The 23,702-nt window shown below is 33.8% G+C and carries 20 protein-coding genes; 10 read left to right on the forward strand and 10 right to left on the reverse strand.

What is annotated here, in order from left to right; translation table 11 throughout:
- Positions 1-28: 28 nt before the first annotated feature.
- Positions 29-1,582 carry an L-piperidine-6-carboxylate dehydrogenase gene (gene amaB / locus AC2D8I_RS04455; RefSeq protein ID WP_484704788.1) on the forward strand — a complete coding sequence of 518 codons (1,554 nt, stop codon included), beginning with the start codon at positions 29-31 and terminating at the stop codon, positions 1,580-1,582.
- 83 nt (positions 1,583-1,665) lie between these two features.
- Positions 1,666-2,397: a hypothetical protein gene (locus tag AC2D8I_RS04460; protein ID WP_484704789.1), complete on the forward strand. Its 732-nt coding sequence runs from the start codon at positions 1,666-1,668 to the stop codon at positions 2,395-2,397.
- 122 nt (positions 2,398-2,519) lie between these two features.
- Here AC2D8I_RS04460 and AC2D8I_RS04465 read toward each other — a convergent pair whose 3' ends face one another.
- Entirely contained in the window at positions 2,520-4,565 is a 2,046-nt protein-coding gene (locus AC2D8I_RS04465) for a M43 family zinc metalloprotease (protein WP_484704790.1), read from the reverse strand.
- Positions 4,566-4,745: 180 nt separating this feature from the next.
- Here AC2D8I_RS04465 and AC2D8I_RS04470 point away from each other — a divergent pair, with 180 nt between their 5' ends.
- On the forward strand, positions 4,746-6,431 hold the full coding sequence (locus tag AC2D8I_RS04470; protein WP_484704791.1) for an ABC transporter ATP-binding protein: 1,686 nt from the start codon (positions 4,746-4,748) through the stop codon (positions 6,429-6,431).
- Between the two features lie 235 nt (positions 6,432-6,666).
- Here AC2D8I_RS04470 and AC2D8I_RS04475 read toward each other — a convergent pair whose 3' ends face one another.
- The 7 genes from AC2D8I_RS04475 to trhO form a co-directional block, all read right to left on the reverse strand.
- Positions 6,667-7,569 (reverse strand): alpha/beta hydrolase, encoded by a 903-nt coding sequence (locus tag AC2D8I_RS04475; protein ID WP_484704792.1) that lies wholly within the window; start codon positions 7,567-7,569, stop codon positions 6,667-6,669.
- A 46-nt stretch (positions 7,570-7,615) separates the two neighbouring features.
- Positions 7,616-8,269 (reverse strand): 3-oxoacid CoA-transferase subunit B, encoded by a 654-nt coding sequence (locus AC2D8I_RS04480; protein ID WP_484704793.1) that lies wholly within the window; start codon positions 8,267-8,269, stop codon positions 7,616-7,618.
- A gap of 6 nt (positions 8,270-8,275) precedes the next feature.
- Positions 8,276-8,977 (reverse strand): CoA transferase subunit A, encoded by a 702-nt coding sequence (locus AC2D8I_RS04485; RefSeq protein WP_484704794.1) that lies wholly within the window; start codon positions 8,975-8,977, stop codon positions 8,276-8,278.
- Between the two features lie 93 nt (positions 8,978-9,070).
- Complete coding sequence (locus tag AC2D8I_RS04490) at positions 9,071-11,413, reverse strand: penicillin-binding protein 1A (RefSeq protein ID WP_484704795.1); 2,343 nt, start codon at positions 11,411-11,413, stop codon at positions 9,071-9,073.
- Between the two features lie 80 nt (positions 11,414-11,493).
- A complete protein-coding gene (locus tag AC2D8I_RS04495; protein WP_484704796.1) occupies positions 11,494-12,000 on the reverse strand; it encodes a gliding motility lipoprotein GldH in 507 nt (168 codons plus the stop codon).
- On the reverse strand, positions 11,975-13,204 hold the full coding sequence (locus AC2D8I_RS04500) for a PSP1 domain-containing protein (RefSeq protein WP_484704797.1): 1,230 nt from the start codon (positions 13,202-13,204) through the stop codon (positions 11,975-11,977). Before AC2D8I_RS04500 ends, AC2D8I_RS04495 begins: the two co-directional genes overlap by 26 nt.
- A 244-nt stretch (positions 13,205-13,448) precedes the next feature.
- Positions 13,449-14,513: an oxygen-dependent tRNA uridine(34) hydroxylase TrhO gene (gene trhO / locus AC2D8I_RS04505; RefSeq protein WP_484704798.1), complete on the reverse strand. Its 1,065-nt coding sequence runs from the start codon at positions 14,511-14,513 to the stop codon at positions 13,449-13,451.
- A 468-nt stretch (positions 14,514-14,981) separates the two neighbouring features.
- On the opposite strand from trhO, the gene recA reads away from it, so the two are divergent.
- From recA to AC2D8I_RS04520, 3 genes are all read left to right on the forward strand, one after another.
- A complete protein-coding gene (recA, locus tag AC2D8I_RS04510; RefSeq protein WP_484704799.1) occupies positions 14,982-15,986 on the forward strand; it encodes a recombinase RecA in 1,005 nt (334 codons plus the stop codon).
- Positions 15,987-16,378: 392 nt separating this feature from the next.
- On the forward strand, positions 16,379-16,927 hold the full coding sequence (locus AC2D8I_RS04515; protein ID WP_484704800.1) for an RNA polymerase sigma factor: 549 nt from the start codon (positions 16,379-16,381) through the stop codon (positions 16,925-16,927).
- Entirely contained in the window at positions 16,927-18,534 is a 1,608-nt protein-coding gene (locus tag AC2D8I_RS04520) for a hypothetical protein (protein ID WP_484704801.1), read from the forward strand. The genes AC2D8I_RS04515 and AC2D8I_RS04520 overlap by 1 nt, the downstream gene beginning before the upstream one ends.
- A gap of 89 nt (positions 18,535-18,623) precedes the next feature.
- On the opposite strand, the gene AC2D8I_RS04525 is transcribed toward AC2D8I_RS04520, so the two are convergent.
- Entirely contained in the window at positions 18,624-19,361 is a 738-nt protein-coding gene (locus tag AC2D8I_RS04525) for a lysophospholipid acyltransferase family protein (RefSeq protein ID WP_484704802.1), read from the reverse strand.
- Positions 19,362-19,488: 127 nt separating this feature from the next.
- On the opposite strand from AC2D8I_RS04525, the gene trpS reads away from it, so the two are divergent.
- Complete coding sequence (trpS, locus tag AC2D8I_RS04530) at positions 19,489-20,457, forward strand: tryptophan--tRNA ligase (RefSeq protein WP_484704803.1); 969 nt, start codon at positions 19,489-19,491, stop codon at positions 20,455-20,457.
- 149 nt (positions 20,458-20,606) lie between these two features.
- Here trpS and dprA read toward each other — a convergent pair whose 3' ends face one another.
- The gene (dprA, locus tag AC2D8I_RS04535; RefSeq protein ID WP_484704804.1) at positions 20,607-21,710 is read right to left on the reverse strand and encodes a DNA-processing protein DprA; all 1,104 of its coding nucleotides are present in this window, start codon (positions 21,708-21,710) and stop codon (positions 20,607-20,609) included.
- A 105-nt stretch (positions 21,711-21,815) separates the two neighbouring features.
- Between dprA and AC2D8I_RS04540 the strand changes: the two genes are divergently transcribed.
- The 3 genes from AC2D8I_RS04540 to AC2D8I_RS04550 all read left to right on the forward strand — a co-directional run bounded on the left by AC2D8I_RS04540 (position 21,816) and on the right by AC2D8I_RS04550 (position 23,701).
- Positions 21,816-22,742 carry an HU domain-containing protein gene (locus AC2D8I_RS04540; protein WP_484704805.1) on the forward strand — a complete coding sequence of 309 codons (927 nt, stop codon included), beginning with the start codon at positions 21,816-21,818 and terminating at the stop codon, positions 22,740-22,742.
- Positions 22,743-22,884: 142 nt separating this feature from the next.
- A complete protein-coding gene (locus AC2D8I_RS04545; RefSeq protein ID WP_484704806.1) occupies positions 22,885-23,394 on the forward strand; it encodes an acyl-CoA thioesterase in 510 nt (169 codons plus the stop codon).
- Positions 23,395-23,488: 94 nt separating this feature from the next.
- Positions 23,489-23,701, forward strand: a complete 213-nt coding sequence (locus AC2D8I_RS04550) for a DUF6515 family protein (protein WP_484704807.1) — start codon at positions 23,489-23,491, stop codon at positions 23,699-23,701.
- The last annotated feature ends 1 nt before the right edge of the window (position 23,702 follow it).

Below are 23,702 nucleotides of genomic sequence, written 5' to 3' on the forward strand. Positions count from 1 at the left end.
TTTAATAATTCGTAAAAACTAAGCAATTATGGCAGCAGTTTCAGCTGATTTCGGAATAAAAGAAGCTCTTTTAGAATTAGGAGTAAAAGATATAAACGAAGGAACATCTACAGGTTCCAATTATTTTTCTAATGGAGAAATTTTAGAATCTTATTCTCCAGTAGATGGAAAGTTAATAGGTAAAGTAAAAGCAACAACGCAGGCAGATTACGACAAAGTAATGGAAACCTCTACAGAAGCTTTTAAAACCTGGCGAAAAATGCCCGCTCCCCAAAGAGGAGAAATCGTTCGTCAATTTGGTGAAAAATTAAGAGAAAAGAAAGAAGCTCTAGGAAAGTTAGTTTCTTATGAAATGGGAAAATCTTACCAAGAAGGTTTAGGTGAGGTTCAAGAAATGATAGATATCTGTGATTTTGCAGTAGGTTTATCTCGCCAATTACACGGCTTAACAATGCACTCTGAACGCCCAGGACACAGAATGTATGAGCAATACCATCCACTAGGAGTTGTAGGTATTATTTCTGCATTTAACTTCCCTGTAGCAGTTTGGGCTTGGAACACTGCATTAGCATGGATTTGTGGAGATGTTTGTGTTTGGAAACCCTCTGAAAAAACACCTATTTGTGGCGTTGCTTGCCAAAATATAGCTGCTGAAGTTTTTGCTGCTAACGACTTACCAGAAGGTATTTGCAACTTAATAAATGGAGATTATAAAGTTGGAGAAATGATGACTAAAGATACACGTGTCCCTTTAGTATCGGCAACAGGCTCTACGCGAATGGGTAAAATTGTTGCTAAAGAAGTTGCAGGACGTTTAGGCAACTCATTACTAGAATTAGGAGGAAACAATGCCATAATAGTAACACCAGATGCAGATGTAAAAATGACTGTAATAGGTGCTGTTTTTGGAGCTGTAGGAACTGCTGGACAACGTTGCACTTCTACACGCCGTTTAATTATACACGATAGCATGTACGATACTGTTAAAGATGCTATTGTAAAAGCTTACGGACAATTACGAATAGGAAACCCTTTAGATGAAAACAATCACGTTGGACCACTTATTGATACAGATGCGGTAAAAATGTATGAAAATGCACTAACTAAAGTTGTTGAAGAAGGCGGAAATATTATTGTTGAAGGCGGCGTACTTTCTGGAGAAGGTTACGAATCTGGATGTTATGTAAAACCAGCTATTGCTGAAGCTAACAATGCTTATGAAATAGTACAGCACGAAACTTTTGCTCCTGTTTTATATTTATTAAAATATTCTGGAGGCGTAGAAAATGCTTTAGATATTCAAAATGGAGTCGCTCAAGGCTTGTCTTCTGCTATTATGACCAATAACTTGCGTGAAGCAGAAGCTTTCTTATCTGTTGCAGGATCGGATTGTGGAATTGCCAATGTAAACATAGGAACTTCAGGAGCCGAAATTGGTGGTGCCTTTGGAGGTGAAAAAGAAACTGGTGGCGGACGTGAATCTGGATCTGACGCTTGGAAAGTATACATGAGACGTCAAACAAATACGATTAATTACACGACAGATTTACCTCTAGCTCAAGGAATTAAATTTGACCTTTAATTAAATTAATTAACAAGATCATTATAAAAACCGCTTCTAAGAAAGCGGTTTTTTTTATTTTTACTCCAAAAAAAGACAAAAAAATGACCGTACAAAAACTAAAAAAAACGATATTCATTCTTATTATTATTCTTTCAACCCTAAATTCTTGCGAATCTGAGGACAATAGTGAAACCTTTACTCTTCCAGAGCCAGAACTTATTGAAACTTATTATTTTAAAGGAATGCTAGATGGAGAAGTACTCAATATTGAAAAAAACGTATACATCAACGATTACTTTAACGGAGTCAGGCCATACAGAACCAATTCTATAAACAGCCAAATCCACAGTGAAGACCCTGATAATTACAACACAAGCCCCTGCAAAGGTCTTTATGGTTTTGCTTTATATGCCAATGAAGAGCACGAAGATTTCAATCAATTAGACTCGGCTAATATGGTTTTTAGAAAAATCCCCATTAACACCTGTACCTTAGCAAATGAAATTATAGCAATGCATTCCTTTTTAGAGCTCCCAAACTACAACTACAATCTATTTTCAAATAGTCAATATACTTCTATTCCTAATTCCGTTGCTCTAGACTTTTTTCCGGCAGGTACGTTTTACGAAAACACCACTTATTACTCCTCTCGATTTGGTGACAACACTAATGCTTCCTTTAATATAACCTCGGTCGATGAAATAGAAGCTGGGCAATTTATAATTACAGGAACGTTTAGCTGTAAATTATACAATAATAATGACAATACTGAATATAAGGAACTTGAAAATGGTGAATTCAGAATAACATTTAAACACCTTTTAACAGCGTAACCCTCTTAGGAAAGAAACACTTCTACAAATCGTATTTAACTTTTTTAAGTAAACAAAAGAGCCTTGACAAAAATCAAGGCTCTTTTTAAAATGATTGGTTATTTACAGACTAATCAATAGTATTATTGTTTAATGAATTTTTTTGTCATTGTTGCTTTTCCATCATTAATTTCAACAAAATATAATCCCATTTTTAACGCTCCAACATTTATTTCTCCTGTTAGATTTCCTTTAGAAATGGTCTGACCAGTTATGCTTACTATCCTGTATGTTGCGTCTAAATCCCCTTTTAAACTAATATATAAAACATCTCCCTTAACAGGGTTTGGATGCATTTTAAAGGTATTATTATTAACATTTACAACTCTTATTTTTCCAACAGTCCTTGCATTTCCTACACAGAAATTTGTAGTCTCCGTACTTCCAAAAGAACCTCCAGAAGCCAATGTTCCTGATCCATCAGAAACACTATATGATCCATTCCCATAAGAACAGCAAATCCCATCACCATAAGCATCTGTAATTACGAAATCGTAACATCCCTCTTCTAAACAAACCGTTTGAGTTTCTGTTGAACCGTCTGGGTTCGCTGTAGAATAACTTGCTGAAGCGACTGTATTTCCATTAGCATCTTGAAGTGTCCAAGCCGTTTCTTCTGGATAATTATCTAATGTTACAGATACTAATACATCTGTACAAGTTGGCGCAGAATCGCCTAAGCAGAAATTCGTAGTCTCTGAGTTATCAAAATCGCCACCAGAAGCTAAACTTCCCCCATCTCCAGTTACACTATATGAGCCATTTCCATAAGAACAGCAAATCCCATCGCCATAAACATCTGTGATAACGAAATCATAGCAGCCATTAGGTAAACATAATGCTTCTGAAACCGATGAACCATCAGCATTTGCTGTAGAATAAGTACCAGAAGCTACTGTAACTCCACTTGCATCTTTAATTTCCCAAGCCGTTTCTTCTGGGTAATTATCAAAAGTAATATTCACATTAATACTATTATCTGTACATGCTGTAGAGCATGGTTCACAAGAGCCACCACAATCTACACCAGTCTCGTCTCCATTTTGAATACCATCGTCACATGTTGGAGCAGTATCACACGGCTCACAAGAGCCACCACAATCTACACCTGTTTCATTTCCATTTTGAATTCCATCATTACATGTTGGCTCACTACCACCGTCACATTTTGTAGATGCTCCAAGACTCGCTCGAACACCGCCAGGCAATAAGGTAACGCGCATTCTATCGGTTTGCCCTTGAGTAAATAGATTCATACAAGAATCATCACTATAATCCATATAATTTTGAACCATATCCACCGAACCACAAGACACATGTGTTGTAGCACAGCCACCATTAGAGTTATCAGAAAGCGGGGTATCTGATACAAAATCATCTACTCCACAACCACCATCTCCCCAGATATGACGTAAATTTAAAAAATGTCCGACTTCATGCGTCGTTGTTCTTCCTAAGTCAAAAGGTGCAGACAGATAAAAACCAGAACCGCCATTTTTACTACCAAAGTAATTTGGCCCCATTACAACACCATCTGTAGCTGCACTTCCTCCTGGAAACTGAGCATAGCCTAAAATTCCACCTCCAATATTACAGACCCACATATTAAGATATTGAGAAGTATCCCACGGATTGACGCCACCTTGAGATGCTTTTTTCATAGCATCACTAGTCCCCCAAGATGTTCTCGTAGAAGATTTTCTAGTAATTCCATTTGTAGCATTACCGCTTGGATCTACAACAGCCATACAAAATTCAATTTCTGTATCTGCCGCTTGAGACCATGTGTTATCTGCATCAGAGTTTGTTCTTCTAAAATCGTCGTTTAAAACTTGTATTTGGGATAATATCTGCGCATCACTAATATTCTCATTAGCATTGCTATAAATAACATGTACCACCACTGGAATAGTTATAATATCACCTACTATTTTGTTTTGCTGCCCTTGTAATTCTTGAAGCTTATTTTTTGTGTAAGCCTCAATTTGATTCATATTTTGCTCTAAAAGAGGGTTTAATTGTTTTCTGTACTCTAAGTTTTCCATAGATTTACAGTTTCGCTCTTGCTGAGCAAAAACTGTAAAAACAAAAAGAAAGCTCATTACAAATAAAGTAATTGATTTTTTCATAATTAAATATTTAAAAGTTTTTGAATTACGGGAGCATTTTTATTAACAGCCTCAAAATTATAAAAATATATCATTTTTTTAGCATTTTTATTAACTATTATTTAACAAAAAACAACTTCTATTGAATTTACGGTTTTTACCGTAATTTAAAATGATACAATTCCTACATTTACATTAATTATGAAGCATCTACTATCAATTAATAATCTTTCCATTTCGTTTTTATCTAACAAGGATGAGAATAAAATTATACATTCTATATCCTACGATCTATATGAGAATGAAATACTGGGCATCGTCGGAGAATCTGGCTCTGGAAAATCGGTATCGTCTTTAGCTATTTTAGGATTACTTCCCAAAGCTATATCAAAAATAACTTCAGGTAGTATTTATTTTGAAAATGAGGATTTAACTCAAGTTTCTTCTAAAGATTTTCAAACTATTAGAGGCTCAAAAATAGCGATGATCTTTCAAGAACCAATGAGTTCATTAAATCCCGCTATGACTTGTGGTAAACAAGTTGAAGAAATATTGCTTCAGCATACTACCCTTTCTAAAAAAGAAAGAAAAGCAGAAACACTCTTATTATTAAAAAAAGTAAAACTTCCAGATCCAAATCGCACTTTTAAATCCTATCCACATGAAATATCTGGAGGGCAAAAGCAACGTGTTATGATTGCCATGGCTATAGCCTGTAAACCTCAAATACTTATAGCAGACGAACCAACAACAGCTCTTGATGTTACTGTACAGAATGATATTATCGAACTTTTAAAAGAAATTCAAGCAGAAACAAAAATGAGTATTATTTTTATAACTCATGACTTAGCTTTAATTTCTCAAATAGCAGATAGAGTTTTAGTAATGTATAAAGGAGATATCGTAGAACAAAATACTACAACTTCAATTTTTAACTCTCCCCAACACAACTATACCAAAGCTCTAATAAACGCTAGACCGTCTTTAAACACACGATTAAAAACGCTTCCTACAATTAGCGACATATTAAACGACAAGCTTTCTCACGAAGTCATTACTACAAAAATGCGAGAAACACGACATAAAGAAATCTATGCAAAGCCTCCTCTTTTAGAGGTGTTTAATATTGAAAAAGAATACTTTACCAAGTCGAATTGGTTTAGCAAACCTGAAATTTTTAAAGCTGTAAAGAACGTCAGCTTTAAACTCTACGAAGGCGAAACACTAGGATTAGTTGGAGAATCTGGTTGCGGAAAATCGACATTAGGCAATGCCATACTACAATTAGACAAAGCCACTTCTGGGCGCATTATTTATAAAGGCAAAGACATTACAACATTAAACAGCTCTGAAACTCTAGCTATTAGAAAAGATATTCAAATTATCTTTCAAGACCCTTATTCTTCATTAAATCCTAGAATAACAGTAGGCAATGCCATAATGGAACCGATGACGGTTCACAAACTACACAAAACTCCTGAAGGACGCAAAACTAAAGCCATCTCAATTCTAAATAAAGTAGGCCTTTCTGAAACGCATTTTAATCGTTATCCTCACGAATTTTCAGGAGGACAACGTCAACGCATTGGAATAGCAAGAACAATAGCTTTGGAGCCTAAATTAATCGTTTGTGACGAATCTGTATCTGCGCTAGATATTTCTGTACAAGCTCAAGTTTTAAATTTACTAAACGAATTAAAAACCAATTTCGGGTTTACATATATTTTTATTTCACACGATCTTGCTGTCGTAAAATACATGTCCGATCAGTTATTAGTAATGAATAAAGGAGAAATTGAAGAGTTAAATGAAGCCGATACTATTTATACTACACCTAAAAAAGAATATACAAAAAAATTAATAAATGCGATTCCTAAAGGACTTTAATCATAAGATTAGATAGCTAAAAAGATTGTAAATCTCACTAGCTATTAAACTTTTATTTACTTATAATTTTTAAATTGAATAATATAAACGGTTAAGCTATGGTACATTTGAGCTTTTATATTATTTTGATAGGTTTGGGATTACAAATATACATTTGTTTTCAACACTACCGCTTAAAAGCTTTTAATTTAGACGAAATACACGATATTTTAACATTTAAACGTTAGACACAATATTATTTCATATTCACCTGTCTATCTATAAACTTAAACAACTTATTCTTATAAACATCACCACCTTTTTCAAACATATTGTAATGATCTCCGTTATCCACAGTTACAAATTCTTTGTCTGTTGTTATTAAGTTATGAAACAATTGCTTAGCATAGCTATATTTAATATTTTCATCTGCATTACCGTGTGAAATCAACATCGGTTTATAAATTCTATTAACCGACGCTATAGGACTTACTTGCTTAGGGTTAAAGTTTGCGATATCACCAGCTTTTTTTAACACCAGATTGCACACCCACTCCAAGCCTAAGCCATAAGCATACCGTTTTTGATAATCCTGTACAATTTGCTTCAAGTCTGTAAAAGTACTTTCTACAATACCAAAATCAATTCTTAAGTCTTTTTCAATAGCTTGAATTGCAATTGCACCTCCTAATGAACTCCCCCAAATCCCAATTTTAGCTTTTGAGTTGTTTTTTTTTATCTCATCTACAATTATGGAAATATCATCTTTTTCAAAGAAACCGTAAGTTGTGTATTCCCCACCGCTTTCGCCATGCGCTCTATTATCAAAAAGCCAACTGTCGTATCCTCTATTAGCCAACTCTACAGCTAAATCGGTAAAATGCTCTTTACATCCGCCAATTCCATGTACTAATATTACAGAGGCCTGTGTTTCTTTTTTATTAGATTTCACATAATACCCTTTAAGTACAATACCATCTGCTGTAACTAAGCTCACCGTTTTATATTTCTGCTTTTGAAGCTCTAAATGATTACGCCCGTTGACTCTCTGTGGCTGTAAAATAGCATAAGGCAGCACATTATTAATTACAACTATTAAAACAAAGCTTACTAATAAAATAATACATAGCGTTATTTTATAAACCTTCTTCACAGACATCTGATTAGAAAGATGAGGGGTTAATTAATTGAATAATCATCCCCACTTAGAGCTTCATTTCTGGCACATCACCTTCCACTAAAAGCGTTCCTTCTGTTGCATCTTGAATCTCTTTTACTGAAACTCCTGGAGCACGTTCTAATAACTTAAACCCATTTTTAGTAACCTCTAAAACCGCCAAGTTTGTTACTATTTTTTTTACACAACCAACACCGGTTAATGGTAGTGAGCATTTCTTAAGAAGTTTAGACTCTCCTCGTTTATTAGTATGCATCATGGCTACAATAATATTTTCTGCACTAGCTACTAAATCCATAGCTCCCCCCATACCTTTAACCATTCTCCCTGGGATTTTCCAATTGGCTATATCTCCATTTTCAGCAACTTCCATAGCCCCTAAAATGGTTAAATCTACATGCTTTCCTCTTATCATTGAAAAACTGGTCGCTGAATCAAAGAAACTAGCTCCTGGCAATGTAGTTATGGTTTGTTTACCGGCATTAATAATATCTGCATCCTCTTCACCTTCAAATGGAAATGGCCCCATTCCCAAAACACCATTCTCACTCTGAAACTCTACTTCAATATCTTCTCTCACATAATTTGCCACTAATGTTGGGATTCCTATTCCTAAATTTACATAGTACCCATCTTGCACTTCTTTTGCTATACGCTTTGCTATTCCTGTTTTATCTAACATAATATTTTAATTTCTCTTTCTAACGGTCCGTTGCTCTATTCTTTTTTCATATTGCTCACCTTGAAAAACACGCTGAACAAATATCCCTGGAATATGTATTTGATTTGGATCTAAAGTTCCCACAGGCACAAGCTCCTCAACCTCGGCAACAGTTATTTTTGCAGCACCACACATATTAGGATTGAAATTTCGTGCTGTTCCTTTAAATATTAAATTTCCTGCCTCATCGCCTTTCCATGCTTTTACAAACCCAAAATCTGCATTAAAAGCTTGTTCTAAAACATACATTTTACCATTAAATTCTCTCGTCTCTTTTCCTTCAGCCACTTCAGTTCCATAACCAGCAGGTGTATAAAACGCAGGGAAACCTGCTTGAGCAGCTCTACAGCGTTCGGCAAGTGTTCCTTGTGGAATTAACTCTACATCGAGCTCCCCAGATAGCATTTGTCTTTCAAATTCATCATTTTCCCCAACATAAGATGAGACCATTTTTTTTATTTGACGTTTATGTAATAACAACCCTAATCCAAAATCATCTACTCCCGCATTATTCGAAATACAGGTTAAGTCTTTTACACCACTTTCCACCAAAGCTGCTATAGCATTTTCTGGTATCCCAGACAAACCAAAACCACCAAGCATAAAGGTCATACCATCAGCAATTCCAATCATTGCCTGATCTATCGAGTTTACTTTTTTGTTTATCATCTATTCAAAATTTATTGTGCTTAAAATTAAGAAATAAAAAAGCCATTCTATAACGAATGGCTTTCAAATATATTTTTTTACTTTTTATTAAAATTACAGGTCAAAATCGTCTGAATTATCATCCTCTTTTGTTTTAACTTCTTTATCAAGGTCATTAATCCCCTCATCTTCATCGCAATCAACTTTAATTGATAAATTCATAGGCTTCTCAAAATCTGCTTTAGAGATACTTAAACTTTCATCTTCATAACAGCTACGCATATACATTCCCCAAATAGGCAAAGCCATTGCTGCGCCTTGTCCGTATATTATAGATTTAAAATGCGCCGCTCTATCTTCAGCTCCTACCCAAACTCCTGTTACTAAATTGGGTACCATTCCCATAAACCACCCATCACTTTGGTTTTGTGTTGTTCCTGTTTTTCCTGCAATCGGGTTTTTAAATTCATAAGGATACCCTGTTACTACTTCTCTAAAATCTGCTCGTCTTTTATCTGCTCCTTTGGTTCTTAATCGCACACCAGAACCTTCTTTTGTTACACCTTCCATAAGCTTAACTGTAACATATGCAGATTCTGCACTTAACACATCTTTTGTTTCTGGTGTAAATTGATACAATACCGTCCCGTTTTTATCCTCAATTCTTTCTATCATTACGGGCTTTGTATACACCCCTTTATTCGCAAAAGCTGAATAGGCTCCTACCATTTCGTAAACGCTAATATCTGGAGTCCCTAAAGCTATAGAGGGGACTTCGGGGATATTTGAAGTGATGCCTAAATTTTTTGCCAATGTAGCTACCGGCTGTGGACCGACTTTATTCATTAAACGTGCTGTAACCGTATTTACAGAATGCGCTAAAGCATAAGTTAATGTTTTTTCTCCTCCATATTTGCCATCAGAATTTTTTGGTGTCCATGGTTCTGGATTTCCATACTTATTAGCCTCAATGGTTATTTGTGATAATGGTTGTGTATCGCAAGGTGACATATGTAATTGGTCTATTGCAGTAGCATAAACAAAAGGTTTAAATGTAGACCCAACTTGTCGTTTTCCTTGTTTTACATGATCGTATTGAAAATGGGTATTATCGACTCCTCCCACCCAAGCTTTCACATGCCCCGTTTGCGGGTCCATACTCATCATTCCAGCATGAAGAAAATGCTTATAATATCGCATAGAATCTATTGGTTTCATAATAGTATCTATAGTCATCGTTTTGCCGTTTTTCCATGCAAAAACGGTCATCTTTGTAGGAATATTAAAGGACTCAATAATTTCTTTTTTAGACTTGCCTTGTTTTTTTAAAATCCGCCAACGCTCACCTCTGCTCATTGCGTTTCTCATTAATTTATCCACCTCTTTTTTAGTTAAATCTAAAAAAGGAGCTGTTGGATTACGCTTGGGTGTGTTTTGATGAAAAAATTCAGCTTGTAATTTTGAAATATGCTTCATCACAGCTTCCTCAGCATATTTTTGCATTCGGGAATCTATAGTGGTATAAATTTTTAAACCATCATTATATAGATTGTATTTAGAACCATCTGGTTTTGGATTATCATTTATCCATTTTTTCATTTCTTTTGAAAGAAAGGCTCTAAAATAAGGCGCTGGACCTTTACTGTGCGATTCTGGAGAATAATTAAGGTCTAATTCGGTTTTTTGAAGAGAATCTTTAATCTTTTTCGTAATATATCCGTATTTCTCCATTTGATATAATACGACATTTCTTCTGTTTTTAACTCCAACAGGATTACGTCTTGGATTATAAAAAGAAGAGTTTTTAAACATCCCTACGAGCATTGCAGCCTCTTTTAACTCTAATTCTATGGGTTCTTTACCAAAATAAATTCTTGACGCAGAACGAATACCATCACCATTATTACCAAAATCATAAATATTGAAATACTGTGCCAATATTTCTTCTTTAGTATACTGGCGTTCCAAACGAATAGCTATAATCCATTCTTTAAATTTCTGAGTATATTTTCGCCACCCTTTGGCTCTTTCGCCATGAAATAATTGCTTTGCTAGCTGTTGAGATATTGTACTAGCACCTCCATTTTTACCTAAAAAAACAGCCGCCCTTAAGGTCCCTCTAGCATCTATCCCAGAATGCTCATAAAACCTAGCATCTTCCGTAGCAACAAGCGCATCTATTAAATGCTTAGGTAATTCTTTATAACTAACTGGTGTTCTATTATCGTTTAAATAGAATTTACCTAGTGTTTTTTCATCGCTAGAAATAATTTCTGCGGCCAAATTCGTTTTAGGATTCTCCAAAACTGTGTGGTCTGGCATATCACCAAAGACACCCCATGATGCTAAAGAAAACAATAACACAATTAATAGCACCCCGCCTAAAAATAGTATCCAAAACCAACGTATATATTTTTCAAAACCCTGATTCTCTTTCACTTGTTTTGCCTTAGCCATAAATTACTTCTCTTTTATATATAGTTCTATATGGTCCCAAATTCACTTTTGAAACTCTATTAAAAAATTGCTTAAAACCTCTATTTTTGGGTTTCTATTCTAAACCCTACATCAGTTATTCCTTCAAGCTTCTGAATACCATTAACATCACCATTTTTTCGCATAGCATGCTGAATATTAACCACATATTCTCCAGCCTCATTAAACACAACACCTTGTTTATACCATAGTTTATTCTCTTTTACTCCGGTCAAACCAACACCTAACAATTCACCATCGGCATTTGCCATCTTATATTCTAGGGTGTCCTTAATAATTTTTCCATGAGGAAAATTCATTTCCACTATTAAGAATAAATTATTGTATTTATAATCCTTAGTATTCCTAATATTGACAAATAAATTATAGGGGGTTAAGGAATCTGGTGCTTGAATATTAAATTGAACCGTCTCATCCTTATCCCAAGTATTAGAAACAGTCTTGTATTTATCAAAAACACTAGTTGAATCACATGAGCAAAACATCAACACACATAATAGCAAATTACCCCATACTATTATTCTACTTTCTCGCAGGTTTTTTAGCATTATTATTAGATTTATTTGTTCTATTTTGAGGTTTATTATTTTTATTTTGAGGGTTTCTCTTATTCTTATTTCTGTTATTCTTACTCCTATTGTTTTTACGTTTTTTATTCCCTTTTGGATTATCAAAACGTGTTAAACTATCCTGACCTACAACATTCTCAAATTCTACTTTAGTATCTTCTATCAAATCTGAAGCATACTCTTCTAAACTAGCGACTTTCTCCCTGTCTTTATTTAAATCAATGATTTCCCTAGCTTGAGCAGTAGTAATCTTATGCCAATTCATCCATTCCCCTTCATAAGCATACCACATATGACCTTTAAAAATATCTGTTTTTTGACATACAGCAGTACCTTTTTCGGTGTATAGTTTTACATCCGTTTTAGGGAAAGCTTTCAAAGCATCCAAATAGGAGTCCAATTCATAGTTTAAACAACACTTTAATTTCCCACATTGCCCTGCCAATTTTTGCGGATTTAATGATAATTGCTGGTATCGTGCTGCTGATGTGCTTACAGACCTAAAATCTGTCAACCAAGTAGAACAGCAGAGTTCTCGACCGCATGACCCTATCCCTCCTAATCTTGCTGCTTCTTGCCTAAACCCGACTTGCTTCATTTCTATTCGCGTTCGAAACTCTTTAGCGAACACCTTTATTAATTCCCGGAAGTCTACACGCTCTTCAGCAGTGTAGTAAAAGGTTGCTTTACTAGCATCTCCTTGAAATTCAATATCAGAAATTTTCATTTGCAGCTTCAAATCTATTGCAAATTGGCGCGCCCTAACTTTCATTGGCTCCTCCTTATCTCTAGCAGCAGACCATATATCTATATCCTTCTGTGATGCTTTACGGTATACTTTTAAAATATCTTCTGGTTTTTTACTGATTTTTTTACGCTTCATTTGCACGCGAACCAACTCTCCAGACAAAGTAACCATTCCTATATCATGTCCTGATTGCGCTTGTGTTGCCACAATATCACCAATAGACAACGATAAATTCTCTGTGTTTTTATAATAATACTTTCTCCCATTTTTAAATCGAACCTCAACAAAGTCAAAAGGGCTTTCGCCATTGGGAATAGACATATTAGACAGCCAGTCGAAAACAGTTAATTTATTACAGCTATCGGTACCACAAGTACCATTGTTTTTGCAACCACGTGGGCTACCATCCTTTGTTGAGCAACTTGCACAAGCCATATGATTATTATATATTGATTCTGAATACCATAGATACCAGAAGACGATTAATATTTATTTGCTTTTCTATTGATGAAAATCCGCAAATGCTTTTGAATTACAAAACCCCTCTTTTTGAGAGACTTACCGTATAATTGGTTAAATTTTGATTGTAAAGATAAGATTATTCTAAAGACTTGAAAATAATAAAAAACCCGAAGAGATACTTCGAGTTTTTTTATTATTTTGTATTAAAGTAACTTGATTATTTTTTTAGTGTTTCAAATATATTTCTCAAGTCTTTCTTATATGGCAAATGATCTGCGCGTCCTTTTTTAAAAATATCATTACTATTCCCTTGCCCTTTACGTAAAGCTTTTTGAGCGTCATGAGGTAATGCTGTAATTTCCTTACAGTTTGTTGAACAGCAATTATTCATTTCTTCTTTACAGGTTTCACATTGTATAAATAATAAATGACACGCTTCGTTTGCACAATTAACATGTGTGTCGCAAGGGCTTCCACACTGGTGGCAATTAGCGATAACATCTTCACTAATTTTTTCTGCCCTACGGTCATCAAAAACAAAGTTTTTTCCAATAAACTTATTTTCTAGTTCTTGTGCTTTGACCTGTCTCGTATATTCAATAATACCGCCTTCTAATTGATACACATTCTTGAATCCCTTATGTTTAAAATAAGCACTAGCTTTCTCACAACGAATCCCTCCAGTACAATACATCACTAAGTTTTTATTCGCTTTATGATCTTTTAAATCATCTTCTATAATATCCAGTGATTCTCTAAACGTATCCACATCAGGTCTTACAGCATTTTTAAAGTGACCTATTTCACTTTCATAATGATTTCTCATATCTACCAATACGGTATTCTCATCTTCTATAAACTCATTAAACCTTTCCGCAGCAACATGAATCCCTTTATTAGTAACATCGAAAGTTTTATCATTTAAACCATCGGCTACAATTTTATTACGAACTTTAATTTTCAGCTTCAAAAAGGACATATTATCTTGCTCTACCGCAATATTTAATCTAATTCCTTTTAGAAAGTCTATGGTGTCTAGGTGCATCTTAAATTCATTAAAACGATCTGCCGGAAGCGATAGTTGCGCATTAATACCTTCATTAGCCACGTAAATACGCCCTAAAACATCCAATATATTCCAAGTAATGAATAAATGATCCCGAAGTAATTGAGGGTTTTCAATATTTGCATATTGATAAAAAGAAAGAGTTAAACGCTCTTTACCAGCATTTGCTATTAGTTCTGCTCTTTCCTTGGCACTTAGTTTATTGTACAGTTGCATGCTATACTATTTTTAAGGTTAAAGATTTTTTTTGCAAAAATACCACTTAATATGATTCCAACAAATTAACTTCACAGTCAATCGCTTTAATACGCTTTAAAAATTAAACAAAAAAAGTCCCTATACTATGTGTAAGGACTTTTAATAGACTAACTCGTTACTAATTTTTTTTCTTAAAAATTAAAGAACGAGCTAACCCCCATCGGCTTTACAACTACTATTCACAAAGACAATAGCTGGAACACCTAAAGCATTCATTATTATTGTTTTTTTTAAATATTTCATGTCTTTAATACTGAAAACTAAAGATAAATCATTTTAAAGTCGGGCTTAATTATTCTTTCTCATAGCAAATTTTTTCCCGCTTTATTTAGTAGACGCATAAAGTATAAAAAGGTTGCGTGATAAAATTGTAATACCTGAAAAGAATTGGTATTTTAGCACGAATAATACAAAAATATCATAATAATGAGCAATGAAAAAGAAGCGAAATTAAAGGCGCTTAAGCTTACTCTAGATAAACTAGACAAAGCTTATGGAAAAGGAACAGTAATGAAAATGAGCGACGCAGCTATTGTTGATGTTGAAGCGATCCCTTCTGGTTCTTTAGGCTTAGATATTGCATTAGGTGTTGGAGGGTATCCCAGAGGACGAGTAATCGAAATATACGGTCCAGAATCTTCTGGTAAAACAACGTTAACCTTACACGCTATAGCAGAAGCCCAAAAAGCTGGTGGCATCGCTGCATTTATTGATGCAGAGCATGCTTTTGATCGCTTTTATGCCGAAAAATTAGGTGTAGATATAGATAATCTAATTATTTCACAACCGGATAATGGAGAACAAGCTTTGGAGATTGCAGATAATCTAATTCGTTCTGGCGCTATCGATATTGTTGTTGTAGATTCTGTAGCTGCATTAACACCTAAAAGTGAAATTGAAGGAGAAATGGGAGATTCCAAAATGGGACTCCATGCACGTTTAATGTCACAGGCCTTGAGAAAACTAACCGCTTCAATTAGCAAGACAAATTGCACTGTAATTTTCATTAATCAATTACGTGAAAAAATAGGTGTAATGTTTGGAAATCCCGAGACTACTACTGGAGGTAATGCATTAAAATTTTATGCTTCAGTACGTTTAGATATTAGACGCTCTACACAAATAAAAAGTACCGATGGCGAAGTTATGGGTAACAAGACGAGAGTTAAGGTTGTGAAAAACAAAGTAGCCCCTCCATTTAAATTAGCCGAATTCGATATTATGTATGGAGAAGGTGTTAGTAAAGTTGGCGAAATACTTGATGTAGCTGTAGACAAAGGCATTGTCAAAAAGAGCGGCTCATGGTTTAGTTATGATGAAACTAAATTAGGCCAAGGCCGAGATGCTGTAAAAGCTATAATTAAAGATAACCCAGAGTTATTTGATGAGCTTGAAGAAAAAATAAAAAAAGCCATTAAAGACGAAAAATAAAATTAAATCCCGATATATTCGGGATTTTTTATTTTTAACACGCAACCTTTTGCATTTTCATGCATCTCTTAAAAAACGTAGGTTTTAGTTTTAAGAGTTTAAAATAAAAAAATACACATATCTTTAATAATCTTATTTAGCGCCCTCTTGTTATATTAGTCATACTCATTGACTAATAACTATCAAGAATTCGAATTAGATAAAAACATATGTGATTACACTTTTTTGCCTTACACCCACAACTTGCCTTACTTTTAATGATATATACTAATCAAGGCAATAATTTTAAAGCGACTCACATAAGTGTATTAAAAGACAATAATTAAAAAATATCCACTTAACGATAGGAGTTCCTGTAGCATCAATGAAATATTAACTAAACGTGAAAAAAATTGAGTTTAAAACAACTCATACATAAATGTAAAATTAACGATACTAAAGCTCAAAGTGAGCTCTACATGCTCTTTTCTAGCAAATTGTTTTCAACTTCTTTAAAGTATTCTAGAAATTACGCTGAAGCTGAAGATAATTTACAAGACGCCTTTATAACCATCTTTAAAAAAATAGAGCAATATAAAAATGCAGGCTCTTTTGAAGGCTGGCTTAAACGAATAACGATAAACACGGCATTACAGCGCTACAGAAACCAAGGGGTTTTTGATATTATCAATGAAGATATTATAGAAGACGAAACCATTTCTATTGAAGATGATGACGATGAAGTCTCTATAGATTTTTTATTGAAAATTATTCAAGAACTACCAGATCGTTACCGATTAGTCTTTAATCTCTACGTTTTAGATGGTTATTCCCACAGCAATATTTCAGAAATGTTAAACATAAATTTAGGAACATCAAAATCTAATCTGGCTAGAGCAAGACGAATTTTAAAAAAAAAGATTCTAGAACATAAAATGGGGCTACACTCCCAATCATTATAATGAATGACAAGAAGCACATAGATAGACTTTTTCAAGAGAAATTTAAAGACTTTGAAAGGACTCCAGATACAACTGTTTGGAAAAATATTCAAAGGCAACTAGACCTCCCAAAACAAAAACAAAAAAGAGTTTTTTCATTACGGACTAAGCTTGCAAGCACCGTTGCTATTTTATTACTACTCACCGCCATAGGTTTTACTTATATCAAGACCTCAAAAAAGCACCTTGATTCTCTTATCATTACGGATAATAATAATAATAATAATAAGAGTTCCAACTTAAATAATACGCCCTCCATAATTAATCCAACAAAAAGTAACCTCAAAGAAATTAATGACTCAAAAAACACAACAAACCATAACGACAATACCAACAGCAACCCCTTAATTTTAAACAAGAAAAAAAACACCTTAACAAAACAAAAACGCTCCCCTATTAAGGCAAACACTCAACATTTGTTAAAAGCACAAAAAACAACGCCAAATACGAAAACAAAAACAGCTCATAAGCATCCCACAAAAAAAAATACGTTCAAAAACTCTAATCCATTTTTCTCGTCACAAGGAGCCCTAAAGCGTAACACAATTACGAAAACCTCTAATAAAATAAATAATTCTAGGGATTTCACATTTAAAGATACTATTGTTAACAGCAAAAACACCCCCAAGCTTTACAACTCTGGATTTATATCATCTAATACGAGAAAACACCCTTCAATAATACAAACAACTAAAAGCAAACAGCTAAACATTACTAATACAAATCCATTAACATTAGTTAGCTTACTAAATAAAAAAGGAAATAGTATAAGTTATATACAATCTAATGCTGTAGAAGAAGCCATTGTCAAAAACAAAAAAACGAACACAAAAGAGAAGACCGCTTTAAATAAATGGTCTGTCAATATGAATATCGCTCCTGTATACTATAACACACTTGGCAAAGGCTCTCATTTTGACGATCAATTTATTGATAACCCAAAAAATGGTGAACTAAACACTAGTTACGGAATACAAATAGGTTACGCACTTAATAACAGGTTTAAAATACGCACAGGATTAAACAAGCTCAATTTAAGCTATGACACGGCAAATGTTATTATCTATGAAACCTTATCTAGCGCAGCAAACCCTCCTCCTTTAAGAAATGTTGATTTTATTCCAAACAACCAAGGACAAACATTATCTGCTTTAAGCACAAGTAGCCTTGCTATTCAACAAATAAGTGATATTGCTAATGATGAATTAAATGCAGCTTTAAGTCAACGTATAAGTTATATGGAAATCCCTTTAGAATTAGAATACAGCCTTATAAACAAGCGTTTTGGATTCAATATAATTGGAGGTATGAGTACTTTTATATTAGGCGATAATCAGGTGGTTACAGAAGTAGAAAACCGCAAAACATTAATTGGCGAAGCGAATAATATAAACAACATTAGCTTTAGCACAAATTTAGGCCTAGGTTTAGATTATAAGTTTACTAAAGTTTTTAAATTCAACCTAGAACCTGTATTTAAATATCAAATCAATGCTTTTGATAAAGTCTCTGGCGATTTTAAACCATTCATTATTGGTATTCACACAGGTTTTAGTTATAAATTTTAATTAGGGTAGTAATACCTTAATTTTCTCGACTGTAGCGAGAACAATGATGACAAAAAGCTGTTCGGTGCCATGAGTGGCTTTTTTCATCATTATGCTTTATAATAATCTAATTGATTTAAAATAACCGTTCTTGTTTTACTATTCAATCTTTTAGTATCTTCGGTTTTTAGACCTTTAGTACTAATAAAACGATGCATTTTAACACGCATCTTACCTGGACTTCCGCTAAAAAAAGTGTATGAAAACCGCTTTTTATTATCCGCAAAAGTTAAAGGCACTATTGGTATTTGATGATTAATAGCTAAACGAAAAGCCCCATCTTTAAACTCAGCTAAATCAATATGCTCCTCTGGCACCATGCCTTCTGGGAAGATACATATACTCAAACCATCTTGCAAACGTTTTTGAGCTCTTAAAAATACAGCTTGCCTACTTTTAGGGTTGTTTCGATCGACCAAAATAGACGTCCGTTTATAAAAAAAGCCTAATAATGGTATTTTTGCTAATTCTGCTTTCCCTACAAATACAAACGGGTTTTTAACAACCACAAGCATTAACATAATATCTATCATTGAAGTATGGTTGGCTGTAAACATATAACTGTCATTCCTATTTGTTATCTGGTCTCGCTCAACTCTTGTTTTAAATCCCATTCCGATTAATATGAATCGTGCCCATATTCGTGCCAATTTAAAAAAATAAGGATACCAAGACTCCTTTAAAATGGAGACTAGTAGAAAAGGGAATAATACGATTATTGGTATAGCAACAAGTACATAAAACCAAATACGATATAGTAGCCAAAAAAAGTGCTTAAATACAATCATAGGCTCCAAAAATACATAATTGATTTGAAGTAATTCATTTTCCTTTTATATAAAAAAATTACCTTTGCAACCTTAATACTGTTATTAGAATATTAATTAATGAAAGACCTGTAACACAGGTAATGTTATGGCAAGAATACTTACAGGAATACAAAGTACAGGAACACCGCATCTAGGAAATATTTTAGGCGCTTTAATTCCAGCGATAGAAATGTCTAAAAACGAATCTAATGATTCCTTTTTATTTATAGCAGACATGCATTCTTTAACTCAAATAAAAGATGGGGCGCTTTTACGACACAATACTTATTCTACAGCTGCTACTTGGCTAGCCTTTGACCTAGACATAGAAAAAACAGTGTTTTACAGACAAAGTGATATCCCACAAGTAACTGAATTAACATGGTATCTCAATTGTTTTTTTCCTTTTAAACGCTTAGAGTTAGCACACAGTTTTAAAGATAAAGCCGATAGACTAGACGATGTTAATGGTGGTTTATTTACGTATCCTATGCTAATGGCTGCAGATATCTTATTATATGATGCTGAAACGATACCCGTTGGAAAAGACCAAGAACAACATATTGAAATGACAAGAGATGTCGCCTCTCGTTTTCATGCCAAAATGGGAGAAACCTTTGTTTTACCGAAGGCCGAAATTCAAAAAGAAACCATGTTAATCCCTGGTACAGACGGAGCCAAAATGAGCAAAAGCAAGGGCAATACTATTAATATATTTTTACCAGAAAAAAAACTGCGTAAACAAATTATGAGTATTGAAACAGACAGCACAGCTTTAGAAGATCCAAAAGACTGGAAAACATGTAATTGTTTTGCTATATACAAACTATTAGCTTCGGAATCGGAAGTTGAAACAATGAAAGCTAATTATGAAAATGGCAATTATGGTTATGGACATGCTAAACAAGCTTTGTTTGGATTAATTCTAACCCGTTTTAAAAATCAACGTGAGCGTTATGACTACTATATGAATAATTTAGACGCTATCGATGCAGCTTTAGCCAAAGGTGCTGAAAAAGCAAAACGTATTGCAGATGAGGTTTTAAAAAGAGTTAGACATAAAATTGGATATTAATTATTCCATAAAAAATTATAAAATCTGAACAATTATAAACTTGTTCAGATTTTTTTTATTTAAATTATTTTCTTTTCATCACAAACAAGAACTCTTAAACTTCTCATATATTATACAAGAAAAAGAGATTGCTTAACTTATTAAACCATTTATATCACTTCAAATAATTTCCCTGGTAAAGGCCTCACGACTCCTTTCAATTCCATATTTAATAATACCCCTGCTAACTTATAAATTGGCATATTACAATTTAATGCAATACTATCAAGAACCTGCTTCTGGTGCGCTTTTAAATAATCGTACACTTTTCTTTCATCATCATTAAGCCTTATAAACAATTGTTTTTGTATTACTGATTTTTGTTTTTCTTCCAGTTGCCAATTCAATAAATACGCCACATCTAATGGTGTTGACAACAAGTGTGCTCGCTGTTGTTTTATAAGATTATTACACCCTACACTTTGAGAATCGGTAGTGCGTCCTGGCACAGCAAAGACATCTCTATTGTAGGAATTCGCAATATCTGCAGTTACTAAGCTCCCTCCCTTTTCAGCAGATTCAATAACAATGGTAGCCTCACTAAGTCCAGCTATAATTCTATTCCGCTTCAAAAAATTATTCCTATCAAATGCATCTGTACTCCAAAAATCTGTAAAAAACCCACCATTATCTTCTACAGCTTTCATATATTTCTTGTGCGGTTTAGGGTAGATTTGATTTAAACCATGTGCTAGGCAAGCAACCGTTTGCAATTTATGTTTTATAGCCCCTTTATGCGCTGTAATATCTGTTCCATAGGCAAAACCAGAGACGATTACGGGGTTGTATACAGCTAACTCTTCAATAAGTTTTTCACAAAAAGCTATCCCACTGGTCGTAATTTTACGCGTTCCAACAACACTTATAATGTGTTTTCTATTTAGCTTTATGTTCCCTGATTCGAATAATAAAATAGGACTGTCAATACAGTGTTTTAACTTTTCGGGATAATCATCGGATCTAAAGAAATGGCACCTAACCTTCTCTTTTTTAATAAATTCCAGCTCTTTTTCAGCTGCTCTAAAATGCTTATTTGTAAACAAATCTCTAATTATTAAATCCCCTATCCCGTTAATTTTCAACAAATTTTGTCGTTTTTCTTTCAAAACACCTTCAACAGAGCCGCAATGATTTATTAATTTCTTTGCTGTTGTATCTCCTATTCTAGAGCCTTTTTGAAGTGCCAGAGTATTAAGTAAGTCTGTTTCATTCATTTTACAAGGTTGATTTAGAGTCTACAAGAAAAGAATTTTAATGCTGTTAATAACTAATGCCAGACAAATTTTATTCTATTTTAATAAATGTCTAACTTTGTTATTATGCAATTAGAGACTTACATAAGCGATTTGTTGTACCGTTATGAATGTGTAACGGTACCTAAATTTGGTGCTTTTTTATCACAGCACGTATCTGCAACAGTACATGAATCTACAAATGCGTTTTATCCACCAAAGAAACGCCTATCCTTTAATGAGCAAATACAAACTAATGATGGTTTATTAGCACATTATATTGCTGATGCCGAAAAAATATCATTTGAAGCTGCTTCAAAAAAAATTGAAGATGCTGTTGTATCTTTAAAGTCACAATTGAAAGAAAATAAAACCCTTAAGTTTAAAAACATTGGTGATCTAACATTAAATAAGGAGGGCAAAATACAGTTTAATCCCTCTTACCATTTAAATTACCTAACAGATGCTTTTGGTTTGTCACAATTTGTTTCACCTACTGTAACTCGTAAAACGTCTAAGGAAAACATTAAAGTTGTTAAACCTAATATTGTACTAGAAAAACGAAAAACTAGGCCTTATCTAAAATATGCTGCTATTGCTGTAATAGCATTAACTCTTGGAGGTTTTGCCGTTTCAAATTATTATATAAACGGTATAAATTCACATAATCAATTAGCTCAAGAAGAAGCCAATAAGCAACTCGAAAGCAAAATTCAAGAAGCAACATTTGTTATGAGCAACACTTTACCCGCGGTAACGTTAAATGTAAAGAAACAGTCTGGGAATTATCATATTGTAGCAGGCGCTTTTAGAGTTGAAGAGAATAGAGACAAAAAGATAGAAGAACTAATTGCTCAAGGTTTTGATGCTAAAAAGATTGGCATTAATAAATACGGCTTACATCAGGTAGCTTATTCTAGCCATATGGATAGAGCCGAAGCTTTAGAAGCTTTAAATACGATAAGGACATCAAATAATAAAGATGCTTGGTTACTCGTAAAACAACTGGATTAATAAAATACTCTACTATATCACTTAATTTCTTTTTTAAAATCTTAATTAATTCTAAAATATAGAATTTAAGGTTTTAAATCCACTTACCTTTGCGTTTTAATTGACGGTTCCCGCATATGCTCGGGAACAATATTTAATATTTATGCAAGCAAAAACAGTAGAATTATCTAAAACAATCTTAACCGATTTAGTTTTACCTAGCGAAACAAATCCTTTAAACAATTTATTTGGTGGTGAATTACTCGCTAGGATGGATCGTGCTGCGAGTATTTCAGCTAGACGCCATTCGCGTCGTATTGTCGTTACAGCTTCTGTAAATCACGTTGCGTTTAACCGCTCCATACCATTAGGTAGTGTTGTTACTATTGAAGCTAAGGTTTCAAGAGCATTTACGAGCTCTATGGAAGTATTTATAGATGTATGGATTGAAGATAGAGAATCTGGAGAGTGCATTAAGGCCAATGAAGCGATATACACTTTTGTTGCCGTGGATGATACAGGAAGACCTGTTACTGTTCCAGAATCTATAGTTGAGACAAAACTAGAGAAAGAACGTTTTGAAGGTGCTTTAAGACGTAAACAACTCAGTTTAGTTCTTGCTGGAAAAATGAAACCTAATGACGCTACCGAATTAAAGGCCTTATTTAAATAGTATTTTTAATGTTTTTAAAATAAAACAGTTTATTATTTAAACTTTTTTGAACTCTTATAGTCCTATAGTTTCTCTTTTAAAACCATAACAATCTATGAGAATTCTAAGCATTATTTTATCGGTCTTTTTTGCTTTAAGTTTAGCTTCTTGTGTAACTAGAGTTACTACAAGGTCAGTCCAAACGGTGTATATAAAAAAGGCTCCAAGATATTATAAAATAGTAAACGTTAGAGGGCGTCGGTACTATTTCTGGAATGGTAATCATTATAAAAAAACACGAAGAGGTTATGTTGTTGTAAGATTATAAA

It is taken from the genome of Lacinutrix sp. YIN62, assembly GCF_057219185.1.

What these genes read in the sequence shown, in the direction of transcription:
- amaB (WP_484704788.1), top strand. Translation starts at nt 29, where the DNA reads ATGGCAGCAGTTTCAGCTGATTTCGGAATAAAAGAAGCTCTTTTAGAA.
- AC2D8I_RS04460 (WP_484704789.1), top strand. Translation starts at nt 1,666, where the DNA reads ATGACCGTACAAAAACTAAAAAAAACGATATTCATTCTTATTATTATT.
- AC2D8I_RS04465 (WP_484704790.1), bottom strand. Translation starts at nt 4,565, where the DNA reads ATGAAAAAATCAATTACTTTATTTGTAATGAGCTTTCTTTTTGTTTTT.
- AC2D8I_RS04470 (WP_484704791.1), top strand. Translation starts at nt 4,746, where the DNA reads ATGAAGCATCTACTATCAATTAATAATCTTTCCATTTCGTTTTTATCT.
- AC2D8I_RS04475 (WP_484704792.1), bottom strand. Translation starts at nt 7,569, where the DNA reads ATGTCTGTGAAGAAGGTTTATAAAATAACGCTATGTATTATTTTATTA.
- AC2D8I_RS04480 (WP_484704793.1), bottom strand. Translation starts at nt 8,269, where the DNA reads ATGTTAGATAAAACAGGAATAGCAAAGCGTATAGCAAAAGAAGTGCAA.
- AC2D8I_RS04485 (WP_484704794.1), bottom strand. Translation starts at nt 8,977, where the DNA reads ATGATAAACAAAAAAGTAAACTCGATAGATCAGGCAATGATTGGAATT.
- AC2D8I_RS04490 (WP_484704795.1), bottom strand. Translation starts at nt 11,413, where the DNA reads ATGGCTAAGGCAAAACAAGTGAAAGAGAATCAGGGTTTTGAAAAATAT.
- AC2D8I_RS04495 (WP_484704796.1), bottom strand. Translation starts at nt 12,000, where the DNA reads ATGCTAAAAAACCTGCGAGAAAGTAGAATAATAGTATGGGGTAATTTG.
- AC2D8I_RS04500 (WP_484704797.1), bottom strand. Translation starts at nt 13,204, where the DNA reads ATGGCTTGTGCAAGTTGCTCAACAAAGGATGGTAGCCCACGTGGTTGC.
- trhO (WP_484704798.1), bottom strand. Translation starts at nt 14,513, where the DNA reads ATGCAACTGTACAATAAACTAAGTGCCAAGGAAAGAGCAGAACTAATA.
- recA (WP_484704799.1), top strand. Translation starts at nt 14,982, where the DNA reads ATGAGCAATGAAAAAGAAGCGAAATTAAAGGCGCTTAAGCTTACTCTA.
- AC2D8I_RS04520 (WP_484704801.1), top strand. Translation starts at nt 16,927, where the DNA reads ATGAATGACAAGAAGCACATAGATAGACTTTTTCAAGAGAAATTTAAA.
- AC2D8I_RS04525 (WP_484704802.1), bottom strand. Translation starts at nt 19,361, where the DNA reads ATGATTGTATTTAAGCACTTTTTTTGGCTACTATATCGTATTTGGTTT.
- trpS (WP_484704803.1), top strand. Translation starts at nt 19,489, where the DNA reads ATGGCAAGAATACTTACAGGAATACAAAGTACAGGAACACCGCATCTA.
- dprA (WP_484704804.1), bottom strand. Translation starts at nt 21,710, where the DNA reads ATGAATGAAACAGACTTACTTAATACTCTGGCACTTCAAAAAGGCTCT.
- AC2D8I_RS04540 (WP_484704805.1), top strand. Translation starts at nt 21,816, where the DNA reads ATGCAATTAGAGACTTACATAAGCGATTTGTTGTACCGTTATGAATGT.
- AC2D8I_RS04545 (WP_484704806.1), top strand. Translation starts at nt 22,885, where the DNA reads ATGCAAGCAAAAACAGTAGAATTATCTAAAACAATCTTAACCGATTTA.
- AC2D8I_RS04550 (WP_484704807.1), top strand. Translation starts at nt 23,489, where the DNA reads ATGAGAATTCTAAGCATTATTTTATCGGTCTTTTTTGCTTTAAGTTTA.